The organism is Acinetobacter gerneri DSM 14967 = CIP 107464 = MTCC 9824, from assembly GCF_000368565.1.
Lineage (GTDB): Bacteria > Pseudomonadota > Gammaproteobacteria > Pseudomonadales > Moraxellaceae > Acinetobacter > Acinetobacter gerneri.
Genome location: NZ_KB849544.1, coordinates 367994 through 387419 on the forward strand (window position 1 = coordinate 367994; position 19426 = coordinate 387419).

Below are 19426 nucleotides of genomic sequence, written 5' to 3' on the forward strand. Positions count from 1 at the left end.
GAAATTTGAAAATGGTCTCGCCATTCTCTACATTTCGTGCCTTGCCTGCTCAATTTTAGCTGACAACGCAATTCAGTTGTGAAATGTCAACAGACCCTAAATAATAGGTCATGAATTTAAAGGGGAATCTATGAAAAATCTTAACTATCTTATTTCTACACTCATCATCAGTGTATGCTCTACTCAAACTTTTGCCACAGTGGGTGGTGAACAAAGTATCGAGTTTTTAGGTTATGAAGCCAAAGAACAAAAAGTATATTTATTACGCTATTATGGAGATGAAAGTGGTCGCCTACCTCAACTCTACTATTACCAACTCAACCAAACACAAGCTCCAAAGCTCATTAGCGTCAATTCTATCTACATTGATCCTAAAACAAAGAAAGTTGAAAAATATTCAGAAAATCCATATTTTGAACAACAACTTAAAAAAATAAAATCCAGACTTAAGCCACTCAAAGCTGCTAATGCAGCTACCGCCAAAATCCAAATCTTAAGCACAACAAAGAAACAAGTCCCCCATCCACAAGATAATGAATGGAAAATTACTCAATATACTTACAAATATAATATTTCTAGCAAAAATATGCTTAGCCAAACTCAGACAGCCGTTGCATACAAACCTTATTTAAAAATTAGCCAATACTACACGGTTCCCGCACACAACATGGCTGTGGTTGCAGTCAAATATCTGGCTTTCCCTGAAGAGACAGGATATACAAGTGAAGACCCTGTACTCCTGATCACTAAGTAAAAAAACATTCGAATCATAATATCATCATTTATTTGAGGAAATTTTTGAGAATTTAAGCATTTCTATTTTCTATCCATTTTTTATTTTAATGCTCTTTCTCAATTTTTTCCTTTTCTAGTTCTTTATGAGCCATATCATTGATAAAATCGTCATATGCCATCCCATTCAAAATACCCATACTTAAATTTAAGCGTCTTAAATCATTAGAGAAAAATTCCCGCAAATATTGTCTATCCTCGACCCCATAGTACATAAATTTACGCCACTCATTGGTTTTTAAATCTCGAACATAAACAACATCAAAAGTACTATAAACATCAATTCCTTTAAAATAATCTTTAGAAATCAAAGGAACTGTGCACATCTCACCAAGTGCTGAAATAAAATTGGCTTTCGGCTTCCCCATTTTAAAATAATAGTTTTTATAACCTTCACTTTGAATCTTTTGTATAGAAGAACTAGACGCTTTGATAAATGATTCAACATCATTCCAACGCTTAGCCCAGTAGATTTGATTTGGATGATTGTTTTTGAATAAATAACTATAATCAGTTTTTTCTAAATATTCTTTATATTGTTTTGCTGTGCCACTCTGCTCGATATCAATTCTCTGCTGAGTCATTTCCCTAAATATCGAGTAACTATTTTCACATTTCAAATCATCCGCCAAGACCACACTAGAAAAAACGGATAATAGAGTCCCAACGATGATTTTTTTCATAAAATTTCCCGATAGCTTTGAATAAAGATGAATTATTTTAGTGGTAAATGGCAACCATAATATAAATCTAAGAAAAGATAAACTTAGTTTCAACTTGAAAAGATGAACTAAAAACAACCCTCAAATAAAAAAATACCGCAATACATTATACAAATGTATTGCGGGTTTCATTTCACAGTCTTTGCCTTTTAATATAAAACAAAGCCAAGACCTTTCATCGAGAAAATTTAATTCAAAATACGATTAGGCTTCTATATCAAAACTACTTTTAAACAGATGATTTGGCACATGTACTAGTTTTTCATCCACTTTAATATGGGTTAAATCTTTATTTGGATAATCCAATTGATGTAAAAAATGACGAATACAATTCAAACGTGCCCGTTTTTTATCATCAGACTTGATAATCGTCCATGGTGCATCGGCAGTATGTGTATGAAAGAACATTTGATTTTTGGCTTCAGTATATTGATCCCAACGATCTAAAGACTGAATATCGATTGGTGAAAGCTTCCAGTGTTTTAATGGATCATCACGACGAGATATAAAACGACGCAATTGCTCCTCACGACTCACAGAAAACCAAAATTTAAATAAATGAATACCCGAGTTGACTAACATCCGCTCAATTTCAGGTGTTTGACGCATAAATTGCAGATATTCATGCGGTTCGCAAAAGCCCATAACACGTTCAACACCCGCACGGTTATACCAAGAGCGGTCGAAAAAAACCATTTCACCAGCTGTAGGTAACTCTTTCATATAACGTTGAAAATACCATTGACCACGCTCAACATCATTAGGTTTTTCAAGTGCAACTACACGTGCACCGCGTGGATTGAGATGTTCCATATAACGCTTAATGGTTCCGCCTTTTCCTGCTGCATCACGCCCTTCAAAAAGACAAACAATACGCTGCCCCGTTTCTTTGACCCAACTTTGCACTTTCAGCAATTCAATTTGAACCAGCTTTTTTTGAGCTTCATAAACTTGACGCGTCATTCGTGTTTTATAAGGATAATGTTCTGGCAAATCGTATGTCGTACCATCCTCTGTTTCCTTTTTGCCTTGATAAGCCAAGACGGTATTCTCAAAAATCGGCAAAGGTTGATGACCTTGAGTTTGTACTGACTCAAAAGGTCCTAATTGGTGATCTGACATAAATTCCCCCTACAATTAAAATAAAACAGATGCGGCAAGGAGTCTTGTTTAACATTTCAAACTAAACTTTAAAATAATGAAAAAAAATCATTATCAATTCATGAAATATCAACAAAGTTCCATATAATTTGCATTCCCCAATGCGCTATTCACCTTGATCATTTTTAAATTATGCTGTGATCAAATAAAATTAAATCTCGATAAATTATAGCAAATCATTTTCTTGCCCCAATCCATTAAAACACTGTTTAAGCTTTGCATATTTAACAATTTACGCTTATTTTTTTACCATTTAAAACAAATATAACCCAATGAAAAATAATTAAATTTATAAAATTATCGCAAATTATAATTCACAAACCCTATCGATACTTTTGATATTGCCCAATTGACATAATAACTGAAATTTTCTATCAGATATAAAGCTTAGATAGCAAAAGTCCCTCGACTCCTACGATTGAATTATCGTATTTAACAAAACTCGCACATCAATATTGCACATAGCAAAATGATTTAAACAATTGAGATCATATAAGAAATAAAATCAAAGCAAATACAAATTACGAAAGTTTTTTATCATTTAAGACAAATCGAAAGTTAATTTTGCGCTAATTCAGAAACCTTAAGTTTATTTTGTTATAATGATAACTCCTGTTTTATTAACTCATTCTTTTTATTCAGTTATGTTTAAGAACTTAGCAAATATTGGCACTGATGGATGCGACTCTCCGCAAACACGTCGTGGCTATGAACGACGCCTAGCCTTATTGTTAAGTGCAAATGATTTATTTCTGGATCGTGGTTACGATGCTGTATCACTCGATGATATCGTCAATCATGCAGGCGGTTCTAAGGCTTCTATTTATAAATATTTTGGCAATAAAGAAGGTTTATTTGTCGCAATTTGTGATTATCACCGAGAACTATTCTTTAAAGATATTTGTGTACCTTTCGATCCAGAAGTCAGTGAATTACGTGAATATTTAGTTAATACTTTATATAATTTTTATCGTCATATTATAGATCCTAAACATACCGCTTTTATGCGACTGATTATGGAGCAAACTCAGCGCAGTCCAGACCTTGCACAATACTTACATGAAAAAGGTCCAAAATTTATTCAAATGACGATTGCAAACACATTAAGTCGTGCAGTCGAGCTTGGAAAATTAAACTGTCCTAACCCACTATATTCAGCGATGTTTTATTTCGGTATTTTGAGAAATACCGAATGGCGTATCATGATGGGACTTGATGCACAGCTAACAGATCAAGAAATGATCGAATACATCAATTATTGCGTTGATCGCTTCTTAGACGGTCACCAAAAAGTCTAGTTTTTTTGCAATTCACACATCTTATAGTATATTAGTGGATTGTTAATTGTTCTGCGGAACATTTAATAAAACCAATTTAAATCTCTTTTTTATTTACCAACCAACAATTAATTGTTGGTCAATTTTTTTATTGACAGCAATTATTGTGGAGTAACCATGGCTCTACGACATTTTCTTACTTTACGTGATCTTTCTACCGCTGAATTAAACCGCATTATCGAACGAGCGCAAGAACTCAAACGAATGCAACACAACAACGAAGTTTTCCAACCTTTCGTTGGTAAAGTAATGGGAATGATTTTTGAAAAATCGAGCACGCGTACCCGTGTTTCTTTTGAAGCAGGTATGAGCCAATTTGGTGGAAGTGCAATTTTCCTTTCTTCACGTGATTCTCAATTGGGTCGTGGCGAGCCGGTTGAAGATTCAGCTCGTGTAATTTCAAGCATGCTTGATATCGTGATGATTCGTACTTTTGGTCATGACATCGTTGAACGTTTTGCCGAATACTCAAAAGTGCCTGTCATCAACGCTCTTACAGATGATCACCACCCTTGCCAACTCCTTGCTGATGTACAAACTTTTGTTGAGCATCGTGGTTCTATCGAAGGTAAAACGGTTGCATGGATCGGTGATGGCAACAATATGTGTAATTCATATATTGAAGCTGCGCACATGTGGGGCTTTAAATTGAAAATAGCTTCACCAAAAGGCTATGAACCTAAGCCTGAGTTTTTATCTGAATTTGCACACTGTGTTGAACTTGTCGATTCTGCTGAAGATGCAGCAGTAAATGCCGACCTTATCGTTACTGATGTATGGGCAAGCATGGGGCAAGAAGAAGAACAGAAAATCCGTGAAAAAGCATTTGCTGATTATCAAGTCAATGAGAAATTAATCGGCTTGGCTCATCCAGATTGCTTATTCATGCACTGCTTGCCTGCGCACCGTGGCGAAGAAATTTCTGAAACAATGCTCGACTACAAAAATGCCGTAGTTTGGGATGAAGCAGAAAACCGTTTACATGCTCAAAAAGCATTGGTTGAATTTTTGATTAATGAAAACTTGAAATAAGTCTTTTATCTATTCAAATATCATCTAAAGTCTTTCTCAAGAAAGAGTTAGAAATCGAAGCCCAAATGGATCATTTTTAAAATGAGAAATTTGGGCTTTTTATTGCAACTATAAGTTCAATTAAGGTATAAAAAAGTTTAAATACTCAATAAATTAGATTGAATATGAAAAATTTCACGTTAAAAAAGATGTAAAATTTAGTATCAATCCTTTGTAATCTAAAAATACTCCGTATAATCAAAATATAAGATCAATACGTGACTAAAATCTATGAATTTAAAAGCTTTTTCTCTATTTTTTCTCGGTTTAACTTGTGCAAGCTTTAGCTCAGCAGCGGAAACTGAATTGGACCAGTATTTGATCAAAAAACAGATCATCGATTCAAGCTACAAAATCAAAAATCCAGCCGCACTGAAAGATGTGCTTTTTTACTTAAGTGACGAAGACTCAAGAACACTACCCTTACAAATTGATCAAAATACCATTATAGAAAAGCTTAGACTTTATCCTGATCATATTGAAATACAAGGCATTATTACTACACCTGATTTCACTCAATTTGAAAATAGTATTGGTGAAAATGAGGTTAAAAAATTATTGCATCGCAACGTTTTAGAAAACTGCAAACAGATTTTCGAACATGAATTTCAACGCAAAAACCCATATTATGTTGCAATGAATCTGAGCAGTGAACAACATCATTATCAGATTAAATTGAATAGCAAAGAATGTAATTTCAATTAATTTTCGCTTAAATATTTATAAAAATCCTAGATTTAAGCACACAAAATAAAGTGATTGATCAATCAATCACTTTATTACAGATCGTTGTAAAAGCACATTTAATCTTATTTTTTGCTCTAAACATTTTATAAACCATTATTTTTATTACCCTTTTTAAAAATTACATATTGGTAATTCGGACTACAAAAATGAAAAAATTGATCCTATGCATTTGTTTAGCAACATTTTCACTTCAAAATCATGCGTCTAACGATCCCAACTACAATCAACTTGCTGAAGTTGTAAATGACAACCTCAACTCTAAAAAAATGCACGGTCATGAAAAACTCATTCTAAGTACCATGAATTGGCACAAACGCTCAGTAGATCAGCTCATTGAAACCTCAAGGCAATTGAATACTAACGAACAACGCTATGTACTGAATTACGCCATTTTAAAAAGTGTTTATGCAGAATATCTAATAGAAATACACTGTAGACCCGAATCAATCGACGCACAAAAGCAAGCTGAAAATATTTATCAATTTCTATTCAAACAACAGCCCAATGATCGCAATGTGCGTTACAACTTAGCGCTTTTTTATGCCAGAACATCAACATCTTATCGCAAAGATCAAAACAATAATGAACGCTACCGCCTGCTTAAACTCGCTGAAGAAACCCTTTATCCCAACTATCAAAAATATCCAAAGAATGAACAGTATCGCAATGATTATTATGCGATTTTAAGTGAACAATTGGATATCGTTCAAACAAAAGCAAATCAGCGAGATGAACAGCAGCGATTGATTGATATTCTAAAAACGCCATTATTTAAAATATTGAACAATCCTAAGCAAAACTATGACTCAGGTAACTTTGTTATTTTAGTGCAGCAATATTACAAATACCTATATAGCCAAAATCCCAAACAAGCGGATCAATGGCTGATTTCACATAAAAATAAGATTGAAAATTATGTAAATACTCAACAACAAAACACACAGCGTGAATATCAATTTTTAGCAGAGTTTTATGCCTTGCTTAATCAACCGCAAAAAGCGCTCTACTATCTCAGCAAATACGATGTTACCAATGTAGATGCTGCAAGTCCTGAAACGATTGCTAAAGAGAGGAATCTAGCCAATTTACGCTTAAATCCAAACTATCAGAATTGGTTTAAACAATATCAACTAGATTATGAGGAAAATCAAAAAGCTTATCCACCATTATGCAGCAGTATGCAAGGTAACTTAGATCTACCCAAACAAAAAAACTAAAAATTAACGGAGCAATCCTTGTGGCTGTAAAATAATAACCGCAGCACCGACCAATACGATGCAACCACCCAATAGATCCCAACGTGTTAAAGGCATCTGATCAATAAAGCGTAGCCACATCAAGGCGGTAAAAATATAGATTCCACCATAAGCCGCATAGATTTTCCCAGACGCGGCTGGATGAAGCGTTAACAACCAAACAAATACGGCCAAAGACAATGCAGTGGGTATCCAGTACCAATGAGATTTACCTTGGTTTAGGATCAAATACGGAAAATAACAGCCAAGAATTTCAAAAATTGCTGTGATAAAAAATAATAAAAATGTCGTGAAAATTTTTGTGAATTGGATATCCATTTTTTACCCTGAACAAAAGAAAAACCCGTGCATAACACGGGCTATTCATTTTAGGACTGATTATGCAGGTTCAGCAGTTTCATCTTCAAAAACTTCAAGTTTTAGTCCGATAGCTTTACCATTTTCTTTCTTCACTGATACAGCGACATTTCCGCCATGATCAGCTAACTCACCAAACAAAATCATTTCAGCAAGCGGTTTCTTCAAATGCTCTTGGATGAGACGTTGCATTGGGCGAGCACCCATCAAACGATCATAGCCATTTTCAGCCATCCAGTCACGAGCACTTTGATCCACTTCAAGCACGACTTTCTTATCATCAAGCTGTGCTTGCAACTCAGTTAAGAATTTATCCACCACGGACTCAATCACCACTGTCGGCAATGCTTTAAACTGAATCACACCATCTAGACGGTTACGAAACTCTGGAGCAAAGGCACGTTTCATTGCTTCTTGGTTGTCATTAGAGTTGTCTTGCTCAGTGAAACCGATACTGGTCCGTGAGATACTTTCTGCACCAATATTGGTAGTCAAAACAATAATCACATTTCGGAAATCAGATTTACGACCATTATTGTCTGTCAACGATCCATGATCCATCACTTGCAATAACAAGTTAAAGACATCTGGATGCGCTTTTTCAATCTCATCGAGTAACAATACGCAATGTGGATTTTTATGGATCGCATCAGTCAATAGACCGCCTTGATCATAGCCCACATAACCCGGAGGTGCACCGATCAAACGAGAAACAGCATGACGTTCCATATATTCAGACATATCAAAACGTACTAGCTCAACACCAAGTAATTTTGCCAATTGCTTAGTGACTTCTGTTTTACCCACACCCGTTGGACCTGCAAAGACAAAGCTACCCACTGGTTTATCTGGCGCTTTAAGCCCTGCACGTGACAATTTGATCGCTGAAGATAATGCGCTAATCGCCTCATCCTGACCAAAGACTACACGTTTAAGATCACGCTCTAGATGCTCAAGTACCGATTTATCATCTTTAGATACAGTTTTAGGTGGAATACGGGCGATCTTAGAAACGATGTCTTCGATATTTTCAACCGTAATCAAAGTGCCTTCTTTTTCAGCTTTAAGACGGCGCTGTGCTCCTGCCTCATCAATGACGTCAATTGCTTTATCTGGCAAGAAACGATCATTGATAAATTTCGCAGAAAGTTCAACTGCAGATACCAGTGCTTTATCGTCATATTCAACGTGATGGAAATCTTCAAATTTAGATTTCAAGCCACGTAAAATATCAATGCTTTCAGAAATAGTTGGCTCATTGACATCGATTTTTTGGAAGCGACGTGATAATGCATGATCTTTTTCAAAAACTTGACGATATTCTTGGAATGTCGTTGAACCAATGCAACGTAATGAACCATTTGCCAATGCAGGCTTGATCAGATTGGACGCATCCATCGTGCTGCCCATACTTGAACCTGCACCGATGATCATGTGAATCTCATCGATAAATAAAATCGCATTTGGATTTTTCTTTAATGCATTTAAAAGTTGTTTTAAACGCTTTTCGAAATCACCACGATATTTTGTGCCTGCAACCAAAGAACCGATATCTAGACTATAGACTTCAGCTGTTGCAAGTGGCTTAGGTGCTTTACCGTTAACAATCAGCCACGCCAATCCTTCAGCAATCGATGTTTTACCAACACCCGGATCACCGACCAATAAAGGATTGTTTTTACGGCGACGACATAAAATTTGCGCTGTACGTTCAATTTCTTTTTCACGCCCAATCAATGGATCGGTTTTGCCTTTTTGCGCTTCAATGTTGAGATTGACCGTATATAACTCAAGTGGTCCTGCATTTGCAGAAGCATTTGACTCACCTTCAATATCATCATTTTCTTCTTCAACTTGAATTTCATCTTTACGCGTACCGTGAGATAAATATTGAGTCAAAGTCAAACGATTAATTTGATGACGTTTCAACAAATAAACCGCAAATGAATCACGCTCAGAATACATTGCAACCAAAACATCCGCACCTTCTACAGTACGGTCACCACCACTGGATTGAACGTGGAAAATAGCTCTTTGTAAAATTCGATCAAAACTTTCAGTAGGATGTGGGGCTTGATCACTATTTTCCCCTAGCTTCGGCGTATGTTGTTCTACATATTCTTCTAATTCTTTACGCAAGCTCACGATATCTGCTCCGCATGCTTTTAACGCATTAACAGCAGAATCATTGTCTAGTAAAGCCAGTAGTAAATGTTCAACTGTGAGAAACTCATGTCTCTTTTGACGAGCCATGCTAACAGCCAAACGTAAAGAGACTTCTAATTGACGACTGAGCATGAGACCCCCTTATTCTTTTGGCTCAATCTGGCAAAGTAACGGATGACCTTGAGATCGAGCATAATTATTTACTAGGTTTGCTTTTGTTTCCGCAATGTCTCTTGGATAGACGCCAGCAACACCTTTTCCTTCATAATGTACTGTTAACATTACTTGAGTGGCTTGGTCAAGATTCATTGCAAAGTATTGTTGTAAAATTTCAATTACAAAGTCCATTGGCGTGTAATCATCGTTCATTAAAACGACAGCATACATCGGAGGACGCTTAATTTCTGGTGGTGCAGTTTGTACAACCACATCGCCTTCTGGATGTTCATCGTCTGCTGTACTTAAGCGTGGATTGATATGCCAATCCACATAGCCTGTTTGATGAAATGTAGCTTTAAGATCATTTAAAAGTGACTTCTTTTTAGCATTACGTATAAACATTTGTTTTTTCATTACTGAGAGTTTGCTTCCGCTTGAGGAATTTCTGAAATAATCGAGGTTGGTGCTTCAACAGGTTTACCACGCGACCAACTAAAACGTCTTACCACAGGTGTCCCTCCATTCAAGCGAACTTCAATAAACTGTGGATTGAAGCCTTTAGGCATCGTCCAACGACCTGTTAGACGAGCATAATCTTCAAAATTATATTTATTATCTTCCATTGGTACAGTGAGAACCTCAGTACCACTGATCAATCTCACTTCAACCGTTCCCGCAGCACGGCGATGTGCAGGGCTGACCTGAAGCAAATCAATTTGATATTCATAAGCATTTTCAGGCAAAGGTTTAATTGCAAGGTTTTGCACGGTTAAACTCAAACCACCACGCAAACGCAATACTTCACGATACATCAAAGCCTGACTCAAGGTCTGCTCTTTTTCAGCTTGCAATGTATTCACTTTTTCTAATAAGTCATTGGAATTGCTGATCGCTACATCACGTTCCTGAACAGAAGTATTGAGCGTTTTGTTCATCGCTGCAATCGCTGCTTTCTGCTTATCGACAACATCTACAAGTTGCTGTGCATCTGCATCATAACCGACAACGCTTAAGCCTTGTCGATGTCCAACCGTATATCCGAGTAACAGACTACCAACGCACAACACAACTCCACCGATAATCAGCGGTTTATTGCCTCTTATGCTTGGCTTTTTACTAGATTGAGCCGAATTTGGGGAATCATTTGTTTCTGCGTTATACATCGTTTTCTCGAATTTATTAAATTGAAACAGACCACACATTTAAATCTAAATTTGAATGTGTGGGAAGTATTAAATCGTTTTTTTATGGTAATAATCCAATACCCTGCAAACCTGCATCTTCAGCGAAACCGAACATTAAATTCATATTTTGAACCGCTTGTCCTGCTGCACCTTTGACCAAATTGTCTTGTACGGATAAAACCACTAATTTTTTAGGCTGAGGCTTGTAAAGTGCGATGCGGAGCTGATTTGCACCACGTACACTTCGCGTTTCAGGTGAACTATTTGCTGGCATTACATCGACAAATTGCTCATTTGCATAAAAATCTTCATACAATTTTTGTAGTTCTAATGCATCGCCTTCATCAGTCAAATCGATATAAATCGTGCTTAACATACCGCGAATCATCGGTACTAAATGCGGTACAAATAAAATATGATCGAACACACCATTTAGACCCGAAATATTTTCTAAAGCCTCTACGATTTCAGGATGGTGACGATGTCCAGCGACACCATAGGCTTTAAAATTGTCCGCATTTTCAGAGTAAATCATGCCTAGACTTGCTTTACGACCAGCGCCCGATACACCTGATTTTGCATCAATAATAATGCTTTCAGGTTTCACTAAAGTTGCATTTGTCTTAAATAATGGCGCGAGACCCAGTTGAACTGTAGTGGGATAACAGCCCGGGTTACCAATCACTTGAGCATTTTTGATTTTGTCTCGATTAAGCTCTGAAAGCCCATAAACAGAATCTTTTAAAATATCTGGGCAGGCATGCTCTAAACCGTACCATTTTTCAAATTGTTCGAGATTTTGCAAACGAAAATCAGCTGCCAAATCAATTACTTTAGTATTTGCAGCAACAAGCTCAGCGGCATGTTTCATCGCAACACCATGCGGCGTAGCAAAGAATACCACATTACATTTTTTTAATACTTCAATATCTAAATCAGAATATGCAAGCTCTGTTTGTCCACGCAAGCTTGGAAACATATCTGCTACAGGCTTCCCTGCTTCAGTACGTGAAGTGAGTACTTGAACTTGAACATTTGGGTGTCGTAGTAAAAGACGCAATAATTCAACGCCCGTATAGCCTGTACCGCCCACGATTCCTACAGTAATCACTTGTGTTACCTCAGCAAAAAAGTTTCCATTTCAATAACTGCCTAGTATGACAGGAAGTTTGAAATTTCTAAACTATTTTACTAGGGATTGATGATTTTTTATTAGGATCAAACTAAATAATAAGGCGATCTATTTTTCAATACGCCAGATTTGCCACCTGCTTAGGCTATTTTGAATAGCGTTCGTGTTTCAAAATTTAATCCAAATATTTTGAACTTTTTAAATGACAAGGAATATTCAAGGACTCATTTTTATAAAATGTTAAATTATTGTATATTTTTCAATCCACAAATAAGCTCTAATATTTTATATTTAAATATCATGACAAAACTTCATATATGACAAGTTTAAATTTAATTATTTTCAAACATTTAAGCTACATTGTAACAAATATGTCATATTACAAAACTAGTATAATAGACACAGTCAAAACACGTAGTGATTTCAATGTCATCTCTAACAACACAAATAACAGATTTTCAGCATAGTTCAGCGACTTACATCAATCGTGAACTTTCTCTTTTAGAATTTCATAAGCGTGTGTTGGCTCAATCAAAAGATGAAAATCATCCTCTTTTAGAAAGATTGAATTTTTTAATTATTTTTTCTCGCAATTTAGATGAGTTTTTTGAAATTCGTGTTGCTGGTCTTATGAAGCAAATTGACTTCAATACCCTAACGACGGCCCCTGATGCTATTCCAAATGAAATGGTGCTCAAACAAATTTCTGAAACCGCGCACTTAGCTGTAGATGAACAATATAATATTCTAAATCATACACTTTTACCGAAACTACAAAGCTATGGTGTCCGTTTCATCCAGTTTCAGGATATTTTAGAAAAACATAAAGAATGGATCAAAAATTATTTCTTTAAACAAGTTCAGCCAGTCGTTACGCCGATCAGCTTAGATCCAGCTCACCCCTTTCCTCGTCTAGTCAATAAAAGCTTGAATTTTATCGTGACTTTAGAAGGAAAAGATGCTTTTGGTCGTCATATCGATCTAGCCATTGTGCCTGCACCAAGATCCTTACCTCGTGTGGTTCGATTACCAGATGAGTTGACCAATGGCCAGGAACATTACATTTTACTGTCAGCGATCATACAACAACATATCGATGACTTATTTCCGGGGATGAGTGCTACGGGTTGCTACCAATTCCGTGTGACACGAAATGCTGATTTGACGCTTGCTGAAGATGTCGATGATCTGGCTGTGGCTTTAAAAGATGAACTCTCTTCACGACGCTTTGGACGTGCTGTTAGACTAGAAATCGCGCACCATTGTCCAAACGTTATCAATGATTATCTACTCGAACAATTTGATTTAGACCCAATTCATTTGTATCAAGTTCAAGGTCCAGTCAATCTCGCACGTTTGTTTGCCAATTTTGATATTCCAGAACTTCGTTTTAAACCCTATCAACCGATCATTCCAAAGTCATTACGCAATCCTCATCAAACATTTGATGTACTGAGTAAGCGTGATGTACTTCTCCATCACCCATTCGATTCATTTGCGCCAGTGATCAACCTACTCAAAGAAGCAGCAACTGATCCTAATGTATTGGCGATTAAGCAGACTTTATATCGTAGTGGTCCAGATTCTGAAATCGTGCAGGTTTTGGCAGAAGCAGCGCGAAATGGTAAAGAAGTAACCGCTATTATCGAGTTACGTGCTCGTTTTGATGAAGAATCTAATATAACAGTTGCCAATATTTTACAAGAAGCAGGTGCCGTGGTCGTATACGGGATTGTTGGCTATAAAACTCATGCCAAAATGATTTTGATCGTGCGTCGTGAAGGTGAAAAATTAAAGCGTTATGTCCATCTTGGCACAGGCAACTATCATGCGGGTAATGCCAAAATGTATACAGATTATGGCTTACTCACAACTGATCCTGATATTTGCGAAGATGTTCATAAAATTTTCCAAGAATTGACAGGTATGGGACGCATGGCAAAATTAAAAAAACTATTTCATGCCCCTTTTACCTTACATGCTCAACTTCTAAATTTTATTGAGCTCGAAACTCAAAATGCCATGAATGGCAAAGAAGCCCGAATTATTATCAAGGTAAATGCTTTAACTGAACCTAAACTTATCGCTGCTTTATATCGTGCATCTCAGGCTGGCGTTAAAATTGATCTGATCATACGTTCAATTTGTTGTCTAAGACCTCAAGTTGCAGGCTTGTCTGAAAATATCAATGTACGCTCTATCGTTGGACGTTTCTTAGAACACACCCGTGTCTACTATTTTCATAATGATGGTGATGTAAAGCTATATTGCGCGAGTGCGGACTGGATGGGACGTAACCTATTTTCAAGGGTTGAAACTTGTTTCCCTATCGAAGATAAAAAACTACGTAAGCAAATTATCAATGATGGTTTATTGAGTTACTTACAAGACAATACCCGTGCATGGCGACTAGATGAGCAAGATCAATGGCATCAAATTTCACCTGCAGAGGGTGAAGAGGCTTATATCGCGCAGCAAAAACTTATGGATGAAAGAACGATTATTCCGAGTGCTTAATGGTTTTAAAATCATCCAATTTAAAATATCAAAAACCCTAAACAAAGGCAGTATTTTCTGCCTTTGTTTTCGTCATAACAGATAAATTGCATAAGTAGAATTTAGTTTAAAATGAAGTTTCACAATGGCGTATCTTCTTCTCCCAAAGGAAGAAGGAACATCCAATAACCCATATCATTGTTATCTTCAGCAACGATAGCCTTTAAAAAGCACTAAGAAATATATTTTCCAAATCTGTAAGATTATTTATCATTTTTAACAATTTATTGATTTATATAGACTAAATTTAAAAACAAAAATAATATGAACGAGATATTTTACAATAACAACGGAACCAAATAATTTATGAAAATTTTTAAACAAAGTGACAATATTTATGATGCTGTGAACGATGTTCTTGATCAAGGTCTAGCTCTTGTAGAGGGAACAAAAACGATAGCCAGCACGCATGCAGAAAAGATTATCAATGCCTTAAAAGCCTATGATTATGTCGCACCCACGATTGGATATCAAAACGTACCCAATCATGGATATTTATACTATATCTATGATTTAAATAAATTTGATATAGATTCCATGCAGCTCAAGATGAAAGTCTTACACGCTGATGCTTTAAACAAAGTTTGATTTTTATTTTAATGACAAAGTCACAGTGGATTCATCCGCTCTGACTTTGCCTTCATTTTCAAACAATCCATTGATCAGTCACACTGAACAAAATAACCATGCGATTCACTGCATATTTTTAAGCTTGCACAATTCCTAGATTTTGCAATTTTAAAATCTCATCCTGACTTCGAATTTCCTGCAAAATTTGCTGAGTATGTTCACCCAACAATGGTGGTGCATGACGATATTCGACAGGTGTATCTGACAGTTTCATCGGCGAAGCAATCATTTTAAACTCAGGATTGAGTACATGCGGCAGATTGACCACCATTTGTCGGTGTTGAATCTGTGGTTCATTTAGCGCATCTTCGATTGAGTTAATCACGCCTACTGGCACTTTTCGAGCATGAATCGCATCTACCCAATATTGAGCAGTATTCGTCATAAAATGCTCAGTCAAGATCGTAATCAATTGTTCACGATATTTTACTCGATCAGGATTTTTTAGAAATTTTGTCTCGGCTAATAGCTCTGATTTGCCTATAGCATGGCATAAATCAACAAATTGCTTGTCATTGCCACAGGCAATAATAAATTCCTTATCTTTTGCCCTAAAGGTTTGATAAGGCACAATATTAGGATGAGCATTTCCCATACGCTGCGGCGATATACCTGTGGTCAAATAGTTCATGCCTTGATTTGCCAGACCTGCAACTTGTACATCTAGCAATGACATATCAATATATTGACCACGCCCAGTATGCTGACGTGCCAATAAAGCCGCTTGTATCGCAACAGTGGCATACAAACCTGTCTGCAAATCGACGACTGCTACCCCGACTTTTTGTGCACCTGCATCAGCCTCACCTGTGATGCTCATCAAGCCAGACATACCTTGAAGTACAAAGTCATAACCCGGTTCGGCAGCACGTGGACCATCTTGCCCAAATCCTGTGATGGAACAATACACTAGTTGAGGGTTGAGCTGACTTAAACTTGCATAATCCAGTCCATATTTGACCAATGATCCAACTTTATAGTTTTCAATCACCACATCAGCCGTTTTCACCAAATCTTGAATGATCTTTTGTCCTTCTTCAGTCGCAATATCCACAGCGACCGAAAATTTATTGCGATTGGTGCATTGATAATAGCCCGCTTCTTTGGTGGCTTTTTGTTGTTGATCGAGCATCCACGGCGGCCCCCAAAGACGAGTATCGTCTCCCGTCACTGGACGCTCAATTTTGATCACTTCAGCACCCAAATCTGCCAAGATTTGCCCGCACCACGGACCAGCCAACACACGGCTTAGATCCAAAATGCGTATTCCTTGTAATGCACCCATGTTATTTCCTTTTCTTTATTTATGCGAATATCTGATTACTATTCACATTATATTTAAGCGATTTATACAGTGTATTTACGTGCAAATTAATGTTTTTGAGGATCATATTGACGGTCTTTAATAAACAATCCCGGTAATACGCCAGCGATGAAATAGGCAGCCCCCATGACGATAAAAGCCATAACAAATGTGCCACCTGAAGCCAGCCATCCGATTGTTGCAGGCGCAATCGCAGCACCCACTCGCCCAATGTTATAAGCTCCACCAATCGCAGTACCGCGCACATCCGTAGAAAAAGATTCCGCCATATAAGTTGCATTGACTCCATATGGGATACCGTATAAAAAGCCAAAAGTAATCAATAAATATAAAATATTGTCAGGCGTGTTAAAGAAGATAATGATCGGTAAAAATATCGCACTCGCAATCGTACCAAAGACAAAAACACTACGACGATTAAATTTATCAGCCAAAAAGCCTGCCAATATTTTGCCTAAAATCATTGCTGTATATGAACCAACCATATAACTGGTGAGGTTTTTAAAGTCCATATGCACTTCGGTTTCCAAATAACTTGGCATCCAGTTATTGATCCCGTAATAACCGAATTGCAGAAAAAATGCCGTAGTCATCCAAAGTAAAAACATTTTCCGATGCTTGAAATTGGCAAAGATCTGCTTATAAATACTGCCACTTTTCTGTTGTGGTTCAGTCACTTTTTCAGGTTCTACTACACCATTTGCCTGATCAATTTTGGTCAATTGCCAAGATTTAGGCTCAGGTACAAAACGCTGTAAAAAGACATTAATAAAGGCTGGAATAACGGTCACAAAAAATAATGTTCTCCAACCATGATCAGGAATAATCGCTCCAGCCATTAAGGTTGCTACGATATATCCGACCGTTTGCCCTGTCTGTAATGTACCCAGCACGGTAGTACGATATTTTGTAGGCACATATTCTGCCATCAAGGTATTACAAGCCATATATAAGGCACCAATACCCAAAGCACCAATAAATCGTAAAGCCATAAATTGTTCAAAGCTTTGGGTAAAACCAAGTAAGCAAGTCGCTATAGAAAAGAAAGTAACTGAGTTTGCAATCGTTCGAACACGTCCAAATTTATCACATGCCCATCCACCTAAAATCCCACCAATCCCCATACCCGCAAGTGACGCACTGCCCAATGCGCCTGCTTGAAAAGTTGAAAGCCCAAATTCTGATTTTAAACTGGTCAAACTATAAGACAGCAGCATGATATCGATGCCATCGACAACCATGGCAAAATAAGCAAAAAGCAGCGCCCATTTCCAAGTATTTGCACCAATTTTTTCGTAAGTTCCCACATTTGCAGGAAGTTTTACAGCCAATGTACTATTGTTGTGAACTTCATTGTTCATTAATATCCACCTCATTTTCCCAAATGAGTCATTGCAGATTTTATCTAGCATCATTTTCAAAGTTGTTTGTTTAATTTTATTTGGTCTGAAAATAAAACCTAGAACGTAAAGCTCATGCAATGAATCTCTATATTTTTTAGACAAAAGCACCCCATAGATGCTCACGTATGAACATCTAAGTTATTTTATTGATTGAATTAATTTTCTGAACGTTTTAGGCGCTTTATAAACCCAATTTGCAAGGGTTAATTGGCAAAGGCAGGAATGCCCGTTTGCGCACGACCTAAAATCAAGGCATGAATATCATGTGTGCCTTCATAAGTATTGACGACTTCAAGATTGACCAAATGTCTTGCGATACCAAATTCATCGCTTATGCCATTTCCACCCAACATATCACGTGCTACTCGAGCAATGTCCAAAGCCTTACCACAGTTATTGCGCTTGATTAATGATGTACCTTCAACTGCAGCAATCCCTTCATCTTTCATACGTCCGAAGCGTAGCGCTGCCTGTAGACCAAGTGCGATTTCAGTTTGCATATCCGCAAGTTTCTTTTGCACAAGTTGATTTGCTGCCAATGGTCGTCCAAATTGTTTACGATCCATCACATATTGATGGGCAGTATGCCAACAAAACTCTGCTGCGCCCATTGCACCCCATGCGATACCAAAGCGAGCACTATCCAAACAAGTAAATGGGCCACGCAAACCACGTACTTCTGGGAATGCGTTTTCTTCAGGGACAAATACATTGTCCATCACGATTTCACCAGTAATTGAAGCACGCAGCCCAACCTTGCCATGTATCGCAGGTGCAGAAAGCCCTTCCCAACCTTTTTCCAAGATAAAGCCACGGATTGCACCTACATTACCTTCGGCTGATACTTCTTTTGCCCAAACTACAAATACATCTGCAATCGGACTATTGGTAATCCAAATTTTTGAACCTGTTAAGCGATAACCACCCTCAACTTTTTTAGCACGGGTCGCCATACTACCCGGATCAGAACCATGATCTGGCTCAGTCAAGCCGAAGCAACCAATGTACTCACCCGTTGCCAATTTTGGTAAATATTGTTGTTTTTGTTGTTCAGAACCAAATGCATTGATAGGAACCATAACCAACGAACTTTGCACACTTGCCATAGAACGATAGCCCGAATCAACATATTCAATTTCACGAGCGATCAAACCATAACTTACATAATTCAAACCTGCCCCACCATACTGTTCAGGAATCGTTGGTCCCAATAAACCAAGTTCGCCCATTTCACGGAAAATAGATTTATCTACACCTTCAGTACGAAATTGTTCTAAAACACGAGGTGCGAGTTTATCTTGGCAATACGCATGTGCAGCATCACGTATCATGCGCTCTTCAGATGTTAATTGTTGTTCCAATAAAAATGGATCTTGCCAGTTAAATTGTACTTTTGAATTTGCCATGTGCACCGCTTCCTTTACCGATG

At 37.2% G+C, this 19426-nt stretch carries 17 protein-coding genes; 7 read left to right on the top strand and 10 right to left on the bottom strand.

The features are described from left to right. Positions 1 to 130 precede the first annotated feature (130 nt). Positions 131 to 754, top strand: a complete 624-nt coding sequence (locus F960_RS13010) for a hypothetical protein (protein WP_004865886.1) — start codon at positions 131 to 133, stop codon at positions 752 to 754. An 85-nt stretch (positions 755 to 839) separates the two neighbouring features. Here F960_RS13010 and F960_RS13015 read toward each other — a convergent pair whose 3' ends face one another. After that, a complete protein-coding gene (locus F960_RS13015) occupies positions 840 to 1475 on the bottom strand; it encodes a hypothetical protein (RefSeq protein WP_004865888.1) in 636 nt (211 codons plus the stop codon). A 243-nt stretch (positions 1476 to 1718) separates the two neighbouring features. After that, positions 1719 to 2636, bottom strand: coding sequence for a polyphosphate kinase 2 (gene ppk2, locus F960_RS13020; protein WP_004865891.1), 918 nt, complete (start codon positions 2634 to 2636; stop codon positions 1719 to 1721). A 683-nt stretch (positions 2637 to 3319) separates the two neighbouring features. On the opposite strand from ppk2, the gene F960_RS13025 reads away from it, so the two are divergent. From F960_RS13025 to F960_RS13040, 4 genes are all read left to right on the top strand, one after another. Continuing rightward, entirely contained in the window at positions 3320 to 3973 is a 654-nt protein-coding gene (locus F960_RS13025) for a TetR/AcrR family transcriptional regulator (protein ID WP_020846728.1), read from the top strand. 156 nt (positions 3974 to 4129) lie between these two features. Next, complete coding sequence (gene argF / locus F960_RS13030; RefSeq protein ID WP_004865895.1) at positions 4130 to 5044, top strand: ornithine carbamoyltransferase; 915 nt, start codon at positions 4130 to 4132, stop codon at positions 5042 to 5044. A 270-nt stretch (positions 5045 to 5314) separates the two neighbouring features. Next, positions 5315 to 5788, top strand: a complete 474-nt coding sequence (locus F960_RS13035) for a hypothetical protein (RefSeq protein ID WP_004865896.1) — start codon at positions 5315 to 5317, stop codon at positions 5786 to 5788. A 188-nt stretch (positions 5789 to 5976) separates the two neighbouring features. After that, the gene (locus F960_RS13040; RefSeq protein ID WP_004865898.1) at positions 5977 to 7047 is read left to right on the top strand and encodes a hypothetical protein; all 1071 of its coding nucleotides are present in this window, start codon (positions 5977 to 5979) and stop codon (positions 7045 to 7047) included. A gap of 3 nt (positions 7048 to 7050) precedes the next feature. Here F960_RS13040 and F960_RS13045 read toward each other — a convergent pair whose 3' ends face one another. The 5 genes from F960_RS13045 to argC all read right to left on the bottom strand — a co-directional run bounded on the left by F960_RS13045 (position 7051) and on the right by argC (position 12063). Continuing rightward, positions 7051 to 7404 (bottom strand): YnfA family protein, encoded by a 354-nt coding sequence (locus F960_RS13045; RefSeq protein WP_004865900.1) that lies wholly within the window; start codon positions 7402 to 7404, stop codon positions 7051 to 7053. Positions 7405 to 7464: 60 nt separating this feature from the next. Continuing rightward, positions 7465 to 9741 carry an ATP-dependent Clp protease ATP-binding subunit ClpA gene (gene clpA, locus F960_RS13050; RefSeq protein ID WP_004865901.1) on the bottom strand — a complete coding sequence of 759 codons (2277 nt, stop codon included), beginning with the start codon at positions 9739 to 9741 and terminating at the stop codon, positions 7465 to 7467. A gap of 9 nt (positions 9742 to 9750) precedes the next feature. Continuing rightward, positions 9751 to 10170 (bottom strand): ATP-dependent Clp protease adapter ClpS, encoded by a 420-nt coding sequence (clpS, locus tag F960_RS13055; RefSeq protein ID WP_020846727.1) that lies wholly within the window; start codon positions 10168 to 10170, stop codon positions 9751 to 9753. 11 nt (positions 10171 to 10181) lie between these two features. After that, entirely contained in the window at positions 10182 to 10931 is a 750-nt protein-coding gene (locus F960_RS13060; protein ID WP_004865903.1) for a DUF6776 family protein, read from the bottom strand. Positions 10932 to 11013: 82 nt separating this feature from the next. Further along, positions 11014 to 12063 carry an N-acetyl-gamma-glutamyl-phosphate reductase gene (gene argC / locus F960_RS13065; RefSeq protein WP_004865904.1) on the bottom strand — a complete coding sequence of 350 codons (1050 nt, stop codon included), beginning with the start codon at positions 12061 to 12063 and terminating at the stop codon, positions 11014 to 11016. Between the two features lie 447 nt (positions 12064 to 12510). On the opposite strand from argC, the gene ppk1 reads away from it, so the two are divergent. Together ppk1 and F960_RS13075 are read left to right on the top strand one after the other, a co-directional pair. Continuing rightward, positions 12511 to 14601, top strand: a complete 2091-nt coding sequence (ppk1, locus tag F960_RS13070; RefSeq protein WP_004865905.1) for a polyphosphate kinase 1 — start codon at positions 12511 to 12513, stop codon at positions 14599 to 14601. A 345-nt stretch (positions 14602 to 14946) separates the two neighbouring features. After that, on the top strand, positions 14947 to 15228 hold the full coding sequence (locus F960_RS13075; protein ID WP_004865906.1) for a hypothetical protein: 282 nt from the start codon (positions 14947 to 14949) through the stop codon (positions 15226 to 15228). A gap of 118 nt (positions 15229 to 15346) precedes the next feature. Here F960_RS13075 and F960_RS13080 read toward each other — a convergent pair whose 3' ends face one another. The 3 genes from F960_RS13080 to F960_RS13090 all read right to left on the bottom strand — a co-directional run bounded on the left by F960_RS13080 (position 15347) and on the right by F960_RS13090 (position 19403). After that, positions 15347 to 16555 carry a CaiB/BaiF CoA transferase family protein gene (locus F960_RS13080; RefSeq protein WP_004865907.1) on the bottom strand — a complete coding sequence of 403 codons (1209 nt, stop codon included), beginning with the start codon at positions 16553 to 16555 and terminating at the stop codon, positions 15347 to 15349. Positions 16556 to 16641: 86 nt separating this feature from the next. Next, positions 16642 to 17955 carry an MFS transporter gene (locus F960_RS13085; protein WP_004865908.1) on the bottom strand — a complete coding sequence of 438 codons (1314 nt, stop codon included), beginning with the start codon at positions 17953 to 17955 and terminating at the stop codon, positions 16642 to 16644. A gap of 245 nt (positions 17956 to 18200) precedes the next feature. Next, positions 18201 to 19403, bottom strand: a complete 1203-nt coding sequence (locus F960_RS13090) for an acyl-CoA dehydrogenase (RefSeq protein WP_004865910.1) — start codon at positions 19401 to 19403, stop codon at positions 18201 to 18203. Positions 19404 to 19426: the final 23 nt, after the last annotated feature.

What these genes read in the sequence shown, in the direction of transcription:
- argF (WP_004865895.1), top strand. Translation starts at nt 4,130, where the DNA reads ATGGCTCTACGACATTTTCTTACTTTACGTGATCTTTCTACCGCTGAA.
- F960_RS13045 (WP_004865900.1), bottom strand. Translation starts at nt 7,404, where the DNA reads ATGGATATCCAATTCACAAAAATTTTCACGACATTTTTATTATTTTTT.
- clpA (WP_004865901.1), bottom strand. Translation starts at nt 9,741, where the DNA reads ATGCTCAGTCGTCAATTAGAAGTCTCTTTACGTTTGGCTGTTAGCATG.
- F960_RS13060 (WP_004865903.1), bottom strand. Translation starts at nt 10,931, where the DNA reads ATGTATAACGCAGAAACAAATGATTCCCCAAATTCGGCTCAATCTAGT.
- F960_RS13090 (WP_004865910.1), bottom strand. Translation starts at nt 19,403, where the DNA reads ATGGCAAATTCAAAAGTACAATTTAACTGGCAAGATCCATTTTTATTG.
- F960_RS13040 (WP_004865898.1), top strand. Translation starts at nt 5,977, where the DNA reads ATGAAAAAATTGATCCTATGCATTTGTTTAGCAACATTTTCACTTCAA.
- F960_RS13080 (WP_004865907.1), bottom strand. Translation starts at nt 16,555, where the DNA reads ATGGGTGCATTACAAGGAATACGCATTTTGGATCTAAGCCGTGTGTTG.
- F960_RS13075 (WP_004865906.1), top strand. Translation starts at nt 14,947, where the DNA reads ATGAAAATTTTTAAACAAAGTGACAATATTTATGATGCTGTGAACGAT.
- F960_RS13035 (WP_004865896.1), top strand. Translation starts at nt 5,315, where the DNA reads ATGAATTTAAAAGCTTTTTCTCTATTTTTTCTCGGTTTAACTTGTGCA.
- clpS (WP_020846727.1), bottom strand. Translation starts at nt 10,170, where the DNA reads ATGTTTATACGTAATGCTAAAAAGAAGTCACTTTTAAATGATCTTAAA.
- F960_RS13010 (WP_004865886.1), top strand. Translation starts at nt 131, where the DNA reads ATGAAAAATCTTAACTATCTTATTTCTACACTCATCATCAGTGTATGC.
- F960_RS13085 (WP_004865908.1), bottom strand. Translation starts at nt 17,955, where the DNA reads ATGAACAATGAAGTTCACAACAATAGTACATTGGCTGTAAAACTTCCT.
- ppk2 (WP_004865891.1), bottom strand. Translation starts at nt 2,636, where the DNA reads ATGTCAGATCACCAATTAGGACCTTTTGAGTCAGTACAAACTCAAGGT.
- F960_RS13025 (WP_020846728.1), top strand. Translation starts at nt 3,320, where the DNA reads ATGTTTAAGAACTTAGCAAATATTGGCACTGATGGATGCGACTCTCCG.
- F960_RS13015 (WP_004865888.1), bottom strand. Translation starts at nt 1,475, where the DNA reads ATGAAAAAAATCATCGTTGGGACTCTATTATCCGTTTTTTCTAGTGTG.
- ppk1 (WP_004865905.1), top strand. Translation starts at nt 12,511, where the DNA reads ATGTCATCTCTAACAACACAAATAACAGATTTTCAGCATAGTTCAGCG.